Annotated in this window: 15 protein-coding genes; 7 read left to right on the top strand and 8 right to left on the bottom strand. The window is 35.5% G+C overall.

Annotation, left to right across the window (positions count from 1 at the left end):
• Positions 1-379: 379 nt before the first annotated feature.
• Positions 380-1,273, bottom strand: coding sequence for an AbrB/MazE/SpoVT family DNA-binding domain-containing protein (locus RXO53_RS03995; protein ID WP_410712967.1), 894 nt, complete (start codon positions 1,271-1,273; stop codon positions 380-382).
• A 186-nt stretch (positions 1,274-1,459) separates the two neighbouring features.
• Here RXO53_RS03995 and RXO53_RS03990 point away from each other — a divergent pair, with 186 nt between their 5' ends.
• From RXO53_RS03990 to RXO53_RS03975, 4 genes are read left to right on the top strand one after another with little or no spacing between them, the layout of a single operon-like run.
• A complete protein-coding gene (locus tag RXO53_RS03990; protein ID WP_410712966.1) occupies positions 1,460-2,035 on the top strand; it encodes a 2-oxoacid:acceptor oxidoreductase family protein in 576 nt (191 codons plus the stop codon).
• On the top strand, positions 2,036-2,356 hold the full coding sequence (locus tag RXO53_RS03985) for a 4Fe-4S binding protein (RefSeq protein ID WP_410712965.1): 321 nt from the start codon (positions 2,036-2,038) through the stop codon (positions 2,354-2,356).
• A complete protein-coding gene (locus tag RXO53_RS03980; RefSeq protein ID WP_410712964.1) occupies positions 2,357-3,541 on the top strand; it encodes a ferredoxin oxidoreductase in 1,185 nt (394 codons plus the stop codon).
• Positions 3,538-4,503, top strand: coding sequence for a thiamine pyrophosphate-dependent enzyme (locus RXO53_RS03975; RefSeq protein WP_410712963.1), 966 nt, complete (start codon positions 3,538-3,540; stop codon positions 4,501-4,503). The genes RXO53_RS03980 and RXO53_RS03975 overlap by 4 nt, the downstream gene beginning before the upstream one ends.
• Before the next feature lie 4 nt (positions 4,504-4,507).
• Here RXO53_RS03975 and RXO53_RS03970 read toward each other — a convergent pair whose 3' ends face one another.
• The 5 genes from RXO53_RS03970 to gyaR form a co-directional block, all read right to left on the bottom strand.
• Positions 4,508-5,431, bottom strand: coding sequence for a carbon-nitrogen hydrolase family protein (locus tag RXO53_RS03970; RefSeq protein ID WP_410712968.1), 924 nt, complete (start codon positions 5,429-5,431; stop codon positions 4,508-4,510).
• Between the two features lie 423 nt (positions 5,432-5,854).
• Positions 5,855-7,741, bottom strand: coding sequence for a DNA polymerase domain-containing protein (locus RXO53_RS03965; RefSeq protein WP_410712962.1), 1,887 nt, complete (start codon positions 7,739-7,741; stop codon positions 5,855-5,857).
• Positions 7,741-7,962 (bottom strand): hypothetical protein, encoded by a 222-nt coding sequence (locus RXO53_RS03960; protein WP_410712961.1) that lies wholly within the window; start codon positions 7,960-7,962, stop codon positions 7,741-7,743. Before RXO53_RS03960 ends, RXO53_RS03965 begins: the two co-directional genes overlap by 1 nt.
• Positions 7,926-8,573, bottom strand: a complete 648-nt coding sequence (locus tag RXO53_RS03955; protein WP_410712960.1) for a hypothetical protein — start codon at positions 8,571-8,573, stop codon at positions 7,926-7,928. Before RXO53_RS03955 ends, RXO53_RS03960 begins: the two co-directional genes overlap by 37 nt.
• An 87-nt stretch (positions 8,574-8,660) precedes the next feature.
• On the bottom strand, positions 8,661-9,662 hold the full coding sequence (gene gyaR, locus RXO53_RS03950) for a glyoxylate reductase (protein WP_410712959.1): 1,002 nt from the start codon (positions 9,660-9,662) through the stop codon (positions 8,661-8,663).
• A 484-nt stretch (positions 9,663-10,146) separates the two neighbouring features.
• On the opposite strand from gyaR, the gene RXO53_RS03945 reads away from it, so the two are divergent.
• Complete coding sequence (locus RXO53_RS03945) at positions 10,147-10,992, top strand: helix-turn-helix transcriptional regulator (RefSeq protein WP_410712958.1); 846 nt, start codon at positions 10,147-10,149, stop codon at positions 10,990-10,992.
• Here the strand turns inward: RXO53_RS03945 and RXO53_RS03940 are convergent.
• A complete protein-coding gene (locus RXO53_RS03940) occupies positions 10,986-12,149 on the bottom strand; it encodes a M48 family metalloprotease (protein WP_410712957.1) in 1,164 nt (387 codons plus the stop codon). The genes RXO53_RS03945 and RXO53_RS03940 overlap by 7 nt on opposite strands.
• 89 nt (positions 12,150-12,238) lie before the next feature.
• Between RXO53_RS03940 and cmk the strand changes: the two genes are divergently transcribed.
• Positions 12,239-12,811 (top strand): (d)CMP kinase, encoded by a 573-nt coding sequence (gene cmk / locus RXO53_RS03935; protein WP_410712956.1) that lies wholly within the window; start codon positions 12,239-12,241, stop codon positions 12,809-12,811.
• A gap of 25 nt (positions 12,812-12,836) precedes the next feature.
• Here cmk and albA read toward each other — a convergent pair whose 3' ends face one another.
• Entirely contained in the window at positions 12,837-13,136 is a 300-nt protein-coding gene (gene albA, locus RXO53_RS03930) for a DNA-binding protein Alba (RefSeq protein ID WP_292318994.1), read from the bottom strand.
• Positions 13,137-13,614: 478 nt separating this feature from the next.
• On the opposite strand from albA, the gene RXO53_RS03925 reads away from it, so the two are divergent.
• Entirely contained in the window at positions 13,615-15,468 is a 1,854-nt protein-coding gene (locus RXO53_RS03925) for a glycoside hydrolase family 15 protein (protein ID WP_410712955.1), read from the top strand.
• Positions 15,469-16,187 lie beyond the last annotated feature (719 nt).

Raw genomic sequence — 16,187 nt, 5'->3', positions numbered from 1 at the left:
CAAACCAAGTGGCAAAATTAAGTGGCAAACCTTACATACCCTTGAAAGCCCTTACAAACTGCGTTATATGATGGTACAGAAACCAGCAGTGCGGCAATTTGCCACATCGTTTTGGCAAATTTTTGCCAAAGATTTAGCCCTGTGATTTGCCACTAATTTGGCACTGTACCAATGCTAACCAATGCTAACCTCTGTATATCCTTAAATTAGAAACTGCGCCATTTCATATAGCAACGAACCCGAATAGATATAAATAAGGTAATCTTAGTTATACCCTCTGGACTAGGCTAACTTAAGCTTTTAGAGCTGACCTCCTCCCCGCCCTGAAGGGTTCCCTGAGGTCTTAAGGGTTACATCTTTTTATAGGTGCTACTCTGTATCAATCTTCTCTGAAATTAGATACTTCATTTTCTTCAATTATGGCTGGACATATTAATTTTGTGCCTATGCTCTCTATTATTGAGAATAGACTAATTAATATTCCATCGGACCCCTCATTCTTTAATAATGATTTTGTCTCACTTGCAATTTTTACTGCATTTAAAATCCTTCTTCCACTATTAGATGCTATACCTCCTAATAAATCACTTATAACCATCTTTAAAGTTTGTGAGTTTTTGTTAAGTTGCTCCTTATTAGCTGCAACTAAATAACTGAAAACTAAGTTAGGTAATGAAATTATTAGTCCATATGATATAGCATCTAGTTGCTCACCTTCCCTTTTTGAAATCCTTAATACAGTCATTGATATATCTTCTGCCTCCTTCCTTATTTTTTCCAAATCTTTACTTACGCTTCCTTCATTTATAGCGACATCTATCATTTCCTGAAGTCTTGAGTTCAATTCTTTAATGAATTTATTTGGATCTTCTTCTTGAGGGCTTAGCAACTCTACTTCCAATGAATCAATTCCTTCTGTTACATTTTCTACTTTGTCATTCTCATCTAATCCCTTTACTAATTGAGAGTATGTTATATCATCTAATCCCTTAATATTTATTGTTATTTTTTTGTATCCATGTATAAATGCGCAATCAGATATAATTTTTGGGCCTGCAATTTTTGCAATTCCATTGTATTTTATTGATACAGTCTCAGCCTTTTTAACAGCATTATTATCGGAAGGTATGAGTTTTAAATGATCTCCTTCTTCCAATATCATTAATTCATCTCCAACTTTTAATCCTAGCTTTTTAGCCCACTGTTTAGGTAAAGTAACTATTAAACTAGAACCTCCCAACCTTTGGATCCTTCTAGTTGAATTTAAGCTCATACTCGTTCCCCCAAATATATACTGTATAGATCCCCCTTTATATCTTTAACGCCGTTAAATTAAATAAAAAGCATTTCTAATAAAAATGACTTTTATCAATTTTAGTATACCATTAGGTATAATTTTATGAACAATATAGCTTAATATTTAATCCCTAAACACTATATAACAAAAGGGGCGATTCAATTGAATACATTAGAAATAAGATGGCACGGCCGAGGGGGTCAAGGAGCAGTTACTGCGGGAGAAGTGTTGGCTTCTGCAGCAATTATTGAGGGAAAATATGCATTAGCTTTCCCTGAATTTGGTGCAGAGAGAAGGGGTGCACCAGTTAGAGCATATACAAGGGTTACAAATAACCCAAACATACCAAGAACTCCAATAGAAAAGCCCGATGTAGTTGTTATTCTTGATAAAAGTCTATTAAAACATGAATATATTGAGGGTTTAAAGCCAGGAGGCTACTTTATTGCTAACACACCCTTAATGCCTAACGAATTAATGAAAAAGCTTAATTTGCCAAACAACTTTAATGTTTCAACAGTAGATGCAACGAGCATTGCGTTAAAATGGCTAAAAGCTAATATAGTAAACACAGCAATTTTAGGAGCAGTTATAAAGACAACTAACTTGTTAAAAATTGAGACAATAATTAACGTTATTAAGAGCAGGTTCCCAGGAAAAATAGGGGAAGCTAATGCTTCAGCAGTTCAAGAGGCTTATGAGAATACCATAGTTATGAAATTACAGGAGGCGGTATAAATGGAAAATTTAGTTTCTTTTAAAGAAATGGCTCCTGGAGGTATTGTTGTAAATCCGGGAAATAGTTTAGAATACAAAACAGGGGATTGGAAAGTATTAATACCAGTTATAAACCAAGAAACTTGCACAAGATGTAGAATTTGTTGGTATGTTTGTCCAGATAATGCCATACTAGAATTAGATAAAGAATATACAACAAAGAAGAACAGAAAATATAAAATAAGCTATGATGTCAGCTCGGACTTTTGTAAGGGATGCGGTATGTGCGCTCAGGAGTGTCCTGTGAAGGCAATAGAAATGGTACCAGTTGAGGTGGCATAAATGGCTTTAGAAACTGTTAGAAAAGCAATACCATTAAGTACTAATCATGCCATTGCAAATGCTGTTAAAGATTTAGATGTCGATGTAATATCTGCTTATCCAATTACCCCACAAACAACAGTTGTAGAAAAAATATCAGAGTTTATAGCAAAGGGAGAATTGGACGCAGAGTACATTCACGTTGAAAGCGAACACAGCGCTTTAAGCGCTGCAATTTCTGCTTCCTTAGCTGGTGCAAGAGCCTTTACAGCAACGGCAAGCCAAGGATTTGCTTTAATGCATGAGATGCTCCATATAGCATCTGGATTAAGAGCACCGTTAGTTATGAGCGTCGCAATGAGGTCTTTAAGCGCACCCATAAGCATTTGGAATGATCAAAGCGATTTATTTAATGCGAGAGATAGCGGTTGGATAATATTATTTGCCCATACAGCTCAAGAAGCCTATGATACAATAATACAGGCCTATAAAATAGCTGAAGATCAAAACATTTTATTACCAGTTATGGTTGGTTATGATGGCTATGTAATGAGCCATACAATTGAACCTGTTATAACTGAAAGCAAGGAAAAGGTTATTAAATTTGCTCCAAAGAAACAATATCCATATAAACTAGATCCTGATAAGCCTGTTAGCATAGGCGCTATAACACCTCCAGAATATTATTATGAATTTAAATATCAACAAGTTGTTGCTGTAAATAACTCATTACCAACAATTGAAAAGGTTGACGAAGAATTTGGCAAGGCTTTTGGAAGGAGTTATGGTTTAATGGAGTGCTATATGTGTGAAGATGCTGATGCATTAATTATGACAAATGCCAGCTACGCCTCTACTCTTAAAGCTTTTTTACCGGATATAAGAAAAGAAGGAATAAAAGTTGGGCTATTAAGAGTAAGATTATATAGACCTTTCCCACTACAAAAATTCATTGAATATACTAGCGATAAGAAGACCCTTTTAGTTATTGATAGAGCGATTAGCTATGGTGCACCATTCCAAGGTCCTTTAGCTAATGAAATTTCAGGAGCTATAGTTAGAGAGGGGCTTAATCTTAATTTAATAAGCGTGATAGCTGGAATAGGGCAAAGAACTGTTGAGTATGAGGACTTTTTGGCATTGGCTAGATTAGCTTACGAAGGGAAGAAACATAAGGAAACTATATTTTATGGGGTGAGAGAATGAGCGAAACAAAGAAAGTATTGAGGATAAAAAGTCTTTACGATTTGCCTAGAGAAGAACTTTTCATAAGTGGCCATGGGTTATGTCCTGGTTGTACTGCAGGCACAATAATGAGGATGCTTACAAAGGTAACTGGCAAAGATACCATAGTTGTAAATGCTACTGGCTGCGTTGAAGTTTCAACAACAAGGTATCCATATTCAAATTGGCTGGTTCCATGGCTTCACTCAGCGTTTGAGAATTCAGGAGCATCGGCAAGCGGTATTGTAGCTGCAATAAAAGCAATGAAAAGAAAGGGGATTATGGATAAAAACAGAGATGTAAAGGTTGTTGTAGTTGCTGGTGATGGAGGTACAGTTGATATAGGCTTACAAAGCCTAAGCGGTATGCTGGAAAGAAAAGACCCAGTAATGTATGTATTGTATGATAATGAAGCATATATGAATACTGGAATACAAAGAAGCGGTTCAACTCCACACGGTGCTTGGACAACCACAACTCCTGCCGGTAAGGTATGGAGAGGTGAATGGAGAGATAAAAAAGATATAGCAGGAATTGCAGCAGCCCACCACATACCATATGTTGCAACAGCAAATCCAGCATACCCAATGGATATGATAAACAAGTTTGCAAGAGGTTTAGAGGTTCTAAATGAAGGACCATCATTTATACAAGTATTAATGGCATGTACAACTGGTTGGCGTTTTGACCCTGCTTTAGGTATAACTATATCAAGGCTAGCAACAGAAACAGGTATCTTCCCTATTTATGAAATAGATCATGGAAACTTCAAAGTAACTTTTCCAATAGCAAAAAGAAAACCTGTTAAGGAATATTTAAAATTACAAGGAAGATTCGCCCATTTAACAGATAATGAAATTAATGAAATACAAGAGATGGTAGACAAAAAAGTAGAGACTATAAATAAAATGGCAGGCAAAATTGTTATAGGACCAGTAGCTTAATTCATTAAAACTCCTCTTCATTTTCTTCTGATCCGCTTTTTCTACATAGATTTTTAAGAACAAGCCTTGCTATAGAATCATACTGCATTGATTTTGTACTTGTATCAACTTCTATTATAACGGGTAAATCTATATCATCATAACCCATTATCCTTTCCTTTACTACTCCTATCTCTGGTTCTGAGGTAATAGTAGGCATAAAAGCCACATACCCATTATTGTTAAATCCTTCCACAGCTCCTCCGACTAGCACAACAGGTAAATTGGTTTCCTTGCTTCTTACTGCCAAAAAGTTGTTAATACTTTCAGTATCTAAAGTCAAAATAGAAGTTTCGCTTTCACTTTTCATCTTAAAAAACCTAGATTCATACGGTAGCATTGTACCTACTATAACGTTTACTCCCATATAGCTTAAAGCTTTAAATATCTCAGGATATCCTAGGTCTTCATCTATAAAAACCCCTACATTTGCGTTTTTCTTCTTAATATTAAAAATCTCAACATTCTTACCTGGAGTTAAGCCGTTTTCATCTTCAGCCTTTGTTATAGCAATTTTTCTATATTTTCCAGCAAGTTCTCCTTGAGGATTGCTCGCAAATGATGTCAAATAGAGCCTTGGACCTGCTCTTTCTATTATTGGTCCAGCTATAACATATATCCCGAATTCGTGGGACCATTTGGATACAAACATAAATGTCTGGTTTTGCTGTATTTCAGATTCGTTAAGCCTTTCGGCATAGTTTTTTAACATATTTTTTACTTTTTGATTTGGGTAATACCCGACTATAGGTCCTGTTAAGGGATATGCCGGTAAATAAATCAAGTCTATATCATCATGATTTATCATAACTCTATTTATTATTTCTTCCAGCCTCTTCATGTTTGTTCTTCTTGCCCCAAGCTTTATTCTAGTGTGAAGTATGGCCATCTTTAGCACATTGTTTCACCTTTATGAGTATTACTGCCTTCTTAAAATAGATTTGACCTCCTACATTAAAAATATTGCAGGGGGAAATATTTAAATAACTCCAAATCATAAAAAATTTTTAATCTATCAATAAAATTTTTAACTAATAAAAAATTATAAAAATATAAAAAACAAGAAAGTGAAATTAATTTTTAAATTAACATTAGATAGCTATTAGCTTATTTCTTTTCAGCAGCACCTTCTGACTTCTTTTCCTTCTTGCCTTTTGCCATTCCAATTCACCTGGGCCTTTCGGCCTGAATCTAATAGGCTAAAATTGTATTCTTAAGACTTTATAGCACTAGATAGGTAGAGAGCTCTGGTAATATCTTTGAGAACTATAAACTCCTGTACTACGTAAAAGAGGAATTTTAGAGAGAATTTTCATGATGTATTACAATTTTTATTTAGAAAATACCAAGGCATTTCTATTTCAGACCTCTCCAAATATTTTAAATAATATTCTTTACTATATTTACCTTCATAAAATTCAACAGGTATTGGATTTCCATTACTATTTATTATATAGGATATAGAATCGCTCAATCCATATAAAAGCCTGCTTGCCCTAATCTGTTGTGTTTTCCCTATCTTATTTATGCTCTTACTTATAACAAGTAATTCCTCATTAATATCACCATTGATTAACTCTTTTTTTACATTATCATAAGATTCTTTTGCCTTTATTAACAAATTATAAAATTCTTCCTTATCAGATGCGTTTTTTAAAACGTTTAGAGCTTTTATCTCTGCATGTTTTATAATATCGGGCACGTTTTTCCTCACAGCATTTATTCCTTTTATTTTTAATGTTTTATCATCCCTTAATCCATAATACTTGCCTGCTGAACCCAAGCACCTTTCTGTATATGGGAAAACAAGCCAAAGAAACCTATCTTCAACTCTTAACTTTATATTAACTTCTTTACTTATAATTTCAGAAAGTTCCTCAATGTCAACCTTAGGGTCTTCTGGAATCAAAAACAAACTATCTATAATATAGTTTATTACTTTATACCCATTTTTGATAGAAATTTCATACGATTTCTTCATTATTTCCCTTGCTACTGACGTAACAATTTCGTATGCAGATACGCTTCCAAATAAACTATTTCTATAACCCAAATATCCAAAACCTGTTACCAATATCCATTTTATTGCATCAAACCTTTCCTTAAAAATTAAGTCTTCCCTATAAGGCCTTATCTTCTCTCTCCTCTCTATAAGCCTTTTAAGCACGCTCGGAACTAAGCCTTCTCTATCAAAGCAAACCTTATGACCTATAGATTTAATTTCATATTTAATGCAATTAGCTTTGTTAACTGTTTCTGCAGACAAATTGTTTAAAACTATTATGTTAGGGTAAAGGCTTGAGAAGTCCAACTGGTAAACATTAAAATAAACTCCGGGCTTTGGAATAAATATAGCTCCTGCTCTATCGGCTATTTCCATGCTAGCAAGGGTTCTCCAAGGTTCTATTCTTTTAACTTTCTTTATTTCATAATGCCTTTTAATAGCCTCTAAAGCCTCAGCAGAAGTTAGAATTTTTCCAATAGATGAATTGCTTGCCTGCCTTAGTGTAAGACCTGATATTCTTGACCATTCTATTAAACCATAAATACCTATATTAAAGGGCTTCTGTATTAAAATAAAACCTTGATTTTTGATTTCACTTAAAGAGTTTATATCTGCCATAACTATGTTTATGTTATTTTCCTTTATTATATCATAGAGCTCTTCTAAGTTTTTTATAATAAAATTTTCATCATTTATGCTAACTCTATAATATTTTACATCATACCAAGATGCATCCTTTCCATATCTATTTAAAGAGGTCACGCATGCATACCTTATTTTAGGTAATTCGTATAGAGGATCATCATTATCTTTCATCTCAAGTTTATTCATATCATATAAAAAACCTGGATACAAATTTTTTTCTCTAAGAATAAGATTTATTTCACCTGGAAAATTATTAACATGCATTCCTAAACCTTTTTCTTCTATTTTCTTAATAAACCTACTATTGCCTAAGTATCTTATTTTTAATATTGTTTTTTTAGAGTCATAATATGGAGGTAAAAGCCAGTCCTCTTCTATTATTTCATGAATAAAATTAAGCTGATCCAACATATTATATAATTCCATACTAAAGGGCTCTATATAAGCTATTCTATAAGCCTTAAAATTTATTTCTTCTATTTTATTGCTTAAGAAATATAAAGTTAAAACTCCTTTATTATATTTTGCATCTAAAAGTAATCCTTCCATCATTTACACCTTTTAGCTATATAAACTATTAAACTCAAGATTATAGGTTCTAAAGGATCATAAATTCCTTCAAATTGATAATAGCCTATCAAATTATAAGCTTCCTTGATTATTTCTTTTACTCTATCCTTATCCTTATAATCCATATAATCAGCTATCCTTAATAGCCTATTTATTTCTTCCTCTATAGCCATTCTTGTAGAAGGTGTTGTCCTACCCATAATCTTTCATCTCCAAGTTCCTTATAAGATATGTAAGAAATCTTAGGCACCGACTTAGCATAATGCTTTATTAAAACAGCTTCAACTCCATTCCTATATGGGGCTACCCTAACTATTGAATGCAATATATGATGGTGGAACTTACCTCCCTCAGGCAAGAACTTCCCTAAAGATGTTTCTCTATTAAAAATAATTGTTATCATGAATTTCGATGAACTTTCTTTTATTGCTCCAGTTATAGGTGTCAGAAGACTATAATTTAATGGGCTAGTTGGCGAGAAAAGATACGGATCTATTAGAACTAGGTTATCTAAACCTTCTACCCCCTTTATTAGATCCGGTATATCATACCTCCTAAAGGCCCTTGTTATGTATATATTATCAAAGTTCCCTCTAAGTATTTTTACCATCCTCCTTATAAAATAAGGATCCAAATTTCCATAGTCTTGCACATAGATAACACCTACCCTTCCATACCTAGATAGGGAAGCTATCGTTACATGAGAAATAGATAAAACTATGTTCCAACTGCCATAGACCTCTATAATTTCTCCTTTATTAAAAGGCCTTAAGAGAGCATCTAAAGACTCTATTCCAGTTAGATTATCCATATCTAAGCCCAGGTTAAAATATTGAATAAAACTAATTACAATTTCACTATAATATATAACGTGTGAGAGAGGTAAATGAAAGTATTATTAAAAACCTGGCTTCCTTATTTTCAAAACTTCTTTATTAACTAATGTTATTGGTACCTCACCTTTATAAAACATCTCTAAGTTTTGATAAACTAAATCAGCCATTTTTGCCCTAGTTTCATGGGTTGCACTTCCTATATGGGGCAATAAAACTACGTTATCTAAATTAACTATAGGATTTTTAGGATCTAAAGGCTCTGATGGATAAACGTCTAAGCCTGCTCCAGCAATCCACCCTTCTTTTAATGCTTTATACAATGCATTTAAATCGACAACCTTCCCTCTAGAGGTGTTTATTAAAAAAGCAGTCTTTTTCATCAATCTTAAAAGCTTTTCATCAACAAGATTTGTGGTTTCATTAGTTAAAGGGACGTGCAAAGATACTATATCGCTTTCTTTAAAAAGCGTAATCAAATCTACATATTCTGCTCCAAGATCCTCCATTTCTTTATGTCTATTTCTGCTATTATAAAGAATTTTCATATAAAAGCCTTTAGCTCTCTTAGCTACTGCGTAACCAATTCTTCCTCCACCAACTATTCCTAAAGTTTTACCATAAACATCGTAGCCGAGCATTAACGCGGGATGCCATGCTGAACCTAATAAAAACCACTTACCGCTCCTAACAAACTTATCAGCCTCTACAATTCTTCTTGATACAGATAAAATTAATCCCCATGCTATGTCCGCTGTTGCATCTGTTAAAACGTCTGGCGTATTTGTTACATATACTCCATGCTTTGTTGCACATTCCAAGTCTACATTATCAAATCCAACTGCATACTGGGCTATAATTTTGAGTTGTGGAGATAACGATTCTATTATATCGCACGTTACTTTATCTTCTAAAGTAGTTACCAATGCATCAAAACCCTTTGCATTATTTATTATTTCCTCTTTGCTAGGCGGAATATATTTGGGCCAAATAGAAACTGTAAATATATTTTTCATCTTTTCTGTTGCAGGAAAAGGTATTTCTCTAGTGATAAATAACTTGGGCATTTCTCTCACCCAAAAAACAAGAGAGTTAAGAATTTATAAGATTTTTATAACTCGTTAATTGGTAGCTGACCTCCTTTCCACCCTGTAGGGTGAGGGTTCCCTCAAGGTGAATCATAGGTTTGTGGTTTACTGTCTTAATTTTCATCAATTCATAGCTAGTGGGTTTTACCAACTCCGCTCCATTCGTCCTGGTCAGCACTGGCTGGGCCTTCAACCCATTACTCCTATCCCTCACCACAGAGAACCCTCTATCTGTGGATCCTAGGGACTTGAGGATATGTTTTTAATGTGTAGGGACACACATATATACACTTTGGCCCTGATTTAGGGCTTCCCTACACGATTCCTATATTACACTTGTTATTTGTGGTAGAGGCGTACCTTATATTTCAGTCACGCATACCCCTTTGGCAGCTGTCTTAATTTTAAGTTTTTAAATTTAAAAAACTTTTCTCATCACCGCCCTAAAGGGTGAGGCTTTCAGTTGCAAGGATTGATTAAAAACCTTGAGAAAGCTATAATAATAATTACCATAATAATAGTTTTAACGTCAATTAGCATAGCCAGAAGTTTTACATATGTAGAAAACAATATATATGTTGATAACGCGGGAGATTTGATTTCTGTTAGCATAATTAATGTTACATCTCCACCAGAGGCTATAGTTATACCAGCTTACCAGCCTTCTGCTTATATGGCATATTATTTAAACAATTTTCAAACTATGCCCATGGATTTCAATGGAACGGATCTAATAGTTTTGGCTAACGAAACAGGGCTATTAAATATAACTTACCTTTCTTTAGCTTCAACAAGTAAACAAGGTATAATTTGGACATTAAACATAAGCGAAAACTATTATACAAAAGTATTTCTCCCTCAAAACTCAATACCTATAAATATAAATCCAACCCCTATCTCAGTATACTATTCATCAAATTCACCTGTAATACTGATGCCTCCTGGAAGAATATTAATTCAATACAGTATATCAACTCAACAATTAGTTCCTCACAAATCAAACAACTACACTTATACTATAGCTTTAATAATTTCCATAATTATAGTAATTTTAATAATTTTAATATTAATAAAAAGAAAAAATAATAAAAAAGAAAAAATTCAAGGGCAGGAGCTAGATGAAAGAGATAAACAAATTTTAAATGCAATAAAAAAGTTAGGAGGAATTGCAACAGCTAATCAAATCATAAGCGAAACAAATATACCAAAGACGCCCCTTTATAGAAGGCTTTCAAAACTTGTTGAAATGGGATATATAGAAGAAGTTGTGCATGGGAAAACAAAAAGCTACAAATTGAAAGATCAATAAAGATATTCGAGTTTTTTAGCCAAATTATCTAAAAATCTTAATCTTTTGGGCGTTGGTGGATGTGTAGCAATTATTTCTTCTTTTGGATCGGTATCTTTATTCTTTAGCTCTTCAACTACCTCATCTATATCATCTATGTGAATTCTTGCATGAGGAGAATCTATGCTAAAGAAAAATCCTCCCTGCGCTTCCACTAATGGAGCTATTATGAAGAGCATTTGAGCAGTTGAATTATTTTTAGCTTGTTTTCTAAGTCTAGAACTTGAATCATACATTACTTCAAGCCTTGCTAATGCTCTTTGGAGCTTTTTTGGATCTCTAGTTACAATTGCACTATTTGCATCAGCATAATATTCTCTTAATCTATTAAAATGTGCAACCAAAAACCTAAATAAAACGCCAGCTGCAATTAAAACTATGCCAACAATCAGTAACAAAACATTACCGCTTATTTGATTTCTTTCTCCACTACTACCCCCACCTAAAATACCATTCCAAATTAATATTTGACCTAAATAATATACGGCTAAAGGTATCAAGCTTAATGCTAATATGAAAGTTACATCTCTATGCCTTAAATGCCCAACTTCATGACCTAATACAGCTTCCAATTCATCTTCAGGCATAACATTAATTATCCCTCTTGTGACAGCAACAAAATTGCCTGTCAATGGGCTTCCATAGGAAAATGCATTGGGTATATTTACTTCAGCTATTCTCAATTTAGGGACTTTTATGTTACTCTTTTTAGCAACATTTTCTAAGCTTTTCTGTATATTTATTTCTTCTTGTGTTTTTGGCGGATGGGCTCTATACATCAAGTTAATTAAATATGGCGAGAAAAGCCATTGAAATATTATTATTATAGCAGTTAAAATAACTGCTCCAATAACTATTGAATCTGCGATGAGGGGCAATCCAAAAGCATAGCTCAGTATCTCCGCTGTCCCAATGAATACACCAAGTCCAGCCAATATTATTGATATCGCTGAAATAGCCATTGAAGCTCTTAAGCTTGAAAGGCTATCGGGTTCTTTGCTTACAATTTTCGGCGCAGATAATGTTAATATAGCTACTATTAAACCTCCTATTAACGATCCTATTACCATTACCCACCAATAGACTAGCATAAATCCAAGTATTCCACCTATCATCATTTTTTCTCTACCTAATCTATATTTATTTGTAGAGGAGTTAAACCTTTTTATTAATAAAGAGCATAGTAAAAACAAAGAAGTGAGAAATAATGATGGAAGAGGATAAAGAAGATCTGTGTAAAAAAATTAAACCTATAATTATTGTATCAGGTCCTCCTGGATCTGGAAAATCTACTTATGCAAAAAGGCTTGCAAATGATTTAAACCTAAGGTATTATACTAGCGGTCAGTCTTTTAGGGATTTAGCTAAAGAACTGAATTTAGATTTAATAGAATTAAATAAAATTGCTCAAAATAATCCTGAAATAGACTTGAAAATAGATAAAAAAACACTTGAAGAGGCAAAAAAAGGCTGCATTGTTATAGATTCTCATTTGGCGGCTTGGATATTAAAAGATATATCAACCATATCTATATATGTTAAGGCAGATATAAGAAACAGAATTGAGAGATTACAGCTAAGAGACAATAAAGACATAAATTATTCTATAGAGGAGGCTATATATAGAGAATATACTCATTATAGGAGATTTAAAGAATATTATGGAATAGACATAAAGGACCTTTCAATTTTTGACTTAATAATTGATACAACAAATTTAAGCATAGATGACACGTATGATATTATATTAAGAACAATTAAGAAAATGCTGAAACTTTAAAAAACATTAATATTTTTGTATTAGCCTACTCCTTGCCAAGGCAAATTTCTATACTGCTCACTCTTCTAGTTCTTTGTTGGTTTGTCTGTGGATCATTAACAGTTATTTCATGACTGCCAACATCAATGTTTTTGACCTTGACATTTTTTGCAAATCTGCTCCTAACAATTTCTACTGTATCAACAGCCTTAGTTATGTTCCTTCCTCTTGCTTTTACTACAACAGCGCTGACATTTTGTTCCATTAGTGTTGTCAAAACGGCTAACACATAGTTCATAACAGGCTTTTTACCAACTCTAACCTCGGGTGAACCTTCGCATACCATATTTTATCCCCAAACTTTTCTTGTGCTGTTTATTCTTAGAAATTGTTAGTAATATAAAAGCTTTTTGCTCGGATTGAACTGAAAATAACTTATTATATGCTTATAATTTTAACTAACCTCCTCCCCGCCCTGAAGGGCGAGTTTCCGAGGTCTCAAGGGTTACACCCCTTTTACGGGTGCTACTCTATTATCCCCCAAGCCGATATTGCGGGAGAAATCGGCTCCCGCTCCTCATGCTTTAAGAGTTGACCAGACAAAGGCATCTAAAGGCATCTCAAATAGAAATAGTATTTTTGATTTAAAAACTTTACCCCGCCCCTTCTAGGGGTGAGGTTTGTTGTTTCTTTATCACGCAATGTAATGTAGGTAGGCTATCTCGTACAAGCGTGTGTCTTTATAAGGGTGAAAAGGCCTTTCCTTAGCTATACAAGTCGGGTTTAAATACATTGGCACCGATCTAAATTTATGGCGAACGAAGATGGCAAGACTTGCAATGGTTAGCAACGGAACCATAGCAGCGCTCTATGATGGCAACTTTTACATAAGGAGCATTTACTATCCTATGCTTGACCAGCATCATAACCACTCGGTGAATGGTGTCTTTAAGATAGGCCTGTGGAAAGACGGCCAAATGATATGGCTTGAGAACGTAGACAAGTCCATTGAAATGGACAACCTGATAGCCAGGGCCATTTTTGGATTAAGTGATGGAACTGTAGAGCTTACTTCGTTGGCTTCTCAAACGAGGCCGGCAATAATAACTAAGGTAAGCATAAGAGGTGAAGGGCTCTTTAGATTCATACAATACAATGACTTCAGGCTTAACAACAGCGAGCTCGGCGACACGGCGCTCTATGACCCACATCTTGACGCTGTCATCCATTACAAGGGAAGTACCTGGTTCGCGGTCACCTCGTCACATAAGCTTTACGAGTATACTACTGGAAGGAGAGACCAAGGTGGCGTTCTTAAGGACTGCCAGGATGGTACACTTGATAAAAACCCAATAGCCCAGGGCTCTGCTGACAGCGCCATCTCTATAGCTGCCAAGGACTTTTATCTCTACATAGTTGCTGGGAAGAGCTACAATGACCTTGTGGAGTCCGTGAAAGACCTAAGAACCAAGCCTGGCGAGCACTTTGAGCGTGATAGCAAGTACTGGAGCATTCTTACCGAGACTTTCAAGGATGCAAAAATCTTGAAACAAAGTATAGCCGTACTTCTCGGCCACATGGGTAATAGCGGTGAGGTGCCTGCCTCGCTGGATACGAGCATACTTAAGTTTAACCTTGATACATATGCATATACATGGCCAAGGGACGCCGTTCACGTAGCTATAGCCCTTGACTCCATGGGCTACTGGTCCTTCACCAGGAGGTTCTATGAGAAGCTGTTTACTGAATTAATGACCCCTGAAGGCTACCTTTACCAGAAATATAATGCTGATGGTACCTTCGGGAGCACGTGGCACCCGTGGACCTCTGAAACAGAGATCAGCAAGAACATACAGGAAGATGAGATTGCTCTAGCGGTCTACGGTTTTTGGTATCATGTAGTAAGATCTAATGATTACTTCCTGTTACGTGAAGTTTATGAGAATTTAGAGAGAGCAGCAGATTTCATGGCAAGTTTCATTAATGAGAAACTGTCCTTGCCCCTGATGAGCTACGATCTCTGGGAAGAGAGGTTAGGAGTTCACGCATACACCGTTGCTGCCCTTTACGCTGCCATGAAGAGCGCTGCAGACATAGCTAGGAGGCTTGGCGTGTGGAGTAAGGAGGATAAGTGGAGGCGTTTAGCCAAGGTCTTTCAGAACGGTTTCAGAGAGCATATGTTTAACAAGGATGGAGGCTACTTTTACAGGATGATAACAATAGACAAGGAGAAGGTCGTCGACGTTGATAAGACCGTGGACTCATCTACCCTTGCGGCTGGCCTGTTTGGCCTCGTAGAACCCTCGGATCCCATGTTTGACAGCACCGTGAAAGTAGTGAAGGATAAATTGTGGGTCAACAGTGTAGGAGGCCTTGCAAGATATGAGAATGACTATTATCAAAGAATCAACGCCAACTACGCTGGCATAACTGGCAACCCATGGATTATCACTACCCTCTGGCTTGCACAGGCCTACATACTGCAGGGCAACCCTAATGCTGCAAAGCAGCTACTGTCATGGGTTAACAGCATAGCGTCGCCAACTGGCATGCTACCTGAGCAGGTGAGTCCCTTTGGCTCTACCCCGCTCTCAGTCATGCCTCTCGCCTGGAGCCACGCTGAGTACGTGAAGACCCATGTTACACTTAACGGAGGAAGCTTTATGCCGCCTACGTAGTAAAACTTAGAGTAGAATAAGGAGCACTTTAAACCTCATAACCATTAATATTAAGAAGATGTTCAGCCTTAGCTAGCACCTGCTGATAGGAAACTCTTAAATGGTACACCGCTAGGCCATAAACGCTTTGCTGCTATGGGGACATGTACCACTGTAAGCATATAAGCGGCGGGTTCATGTTTATAGTTGAAGGCTGTGATGAGAAGGCCTTTGCACCTAAGTCGCTGACGGCCTTGTTAACAGGTTTCTACACAAATTTGTATAGAAAAGGTTGCCAAGATCCTTACGGGCCCTAAACAAGCAAGTCCCATGCAACCTGAGATGCTCCAGGCGACCTGACGCTCACAAGTGCTGAAGCGCCCAAACAGCGCGCTATTATTCTTTTACTAAATAGACCATTTGTCCTACACTTTCATTTCAATCATTTTTATTCATGACCAAGTGTAGGGACTTAGCTTTCAGTCACCTACAAACGGTAATTGTGCCATGAGACTGCTTTAAGCACAAATGCACAAAGCTTACATATCTAATATAACTTTTACTCTTTTAAAAATAGCCTACACAAGCATGAATAGACATCAATTTATAGTTACAGATAAAATGATTTTTATTAATCTGACCATCCTCCCCGCTCTAAAGGGCGAGTTGTAAAAAACGGATTCGGTATTAGAATGATGCGCTTTATTTAATTTTTTATGATTAAAACCTACTTAGCTAAA

The sequence above is a fragment of the Caldisphaera sp. genome, from assembly GCF_046536515.1.
Lineage (GTDB): Archaea > Thermoproteota > Thermoprotei_A > Sulfolobales > Acidilobaceae > Caldisphaera.
The sequence above is the reverse complement of the archived record's forward strand: the minus strand, read 5'-3'. Positions and strand labels throughout refer to the sequence as shown.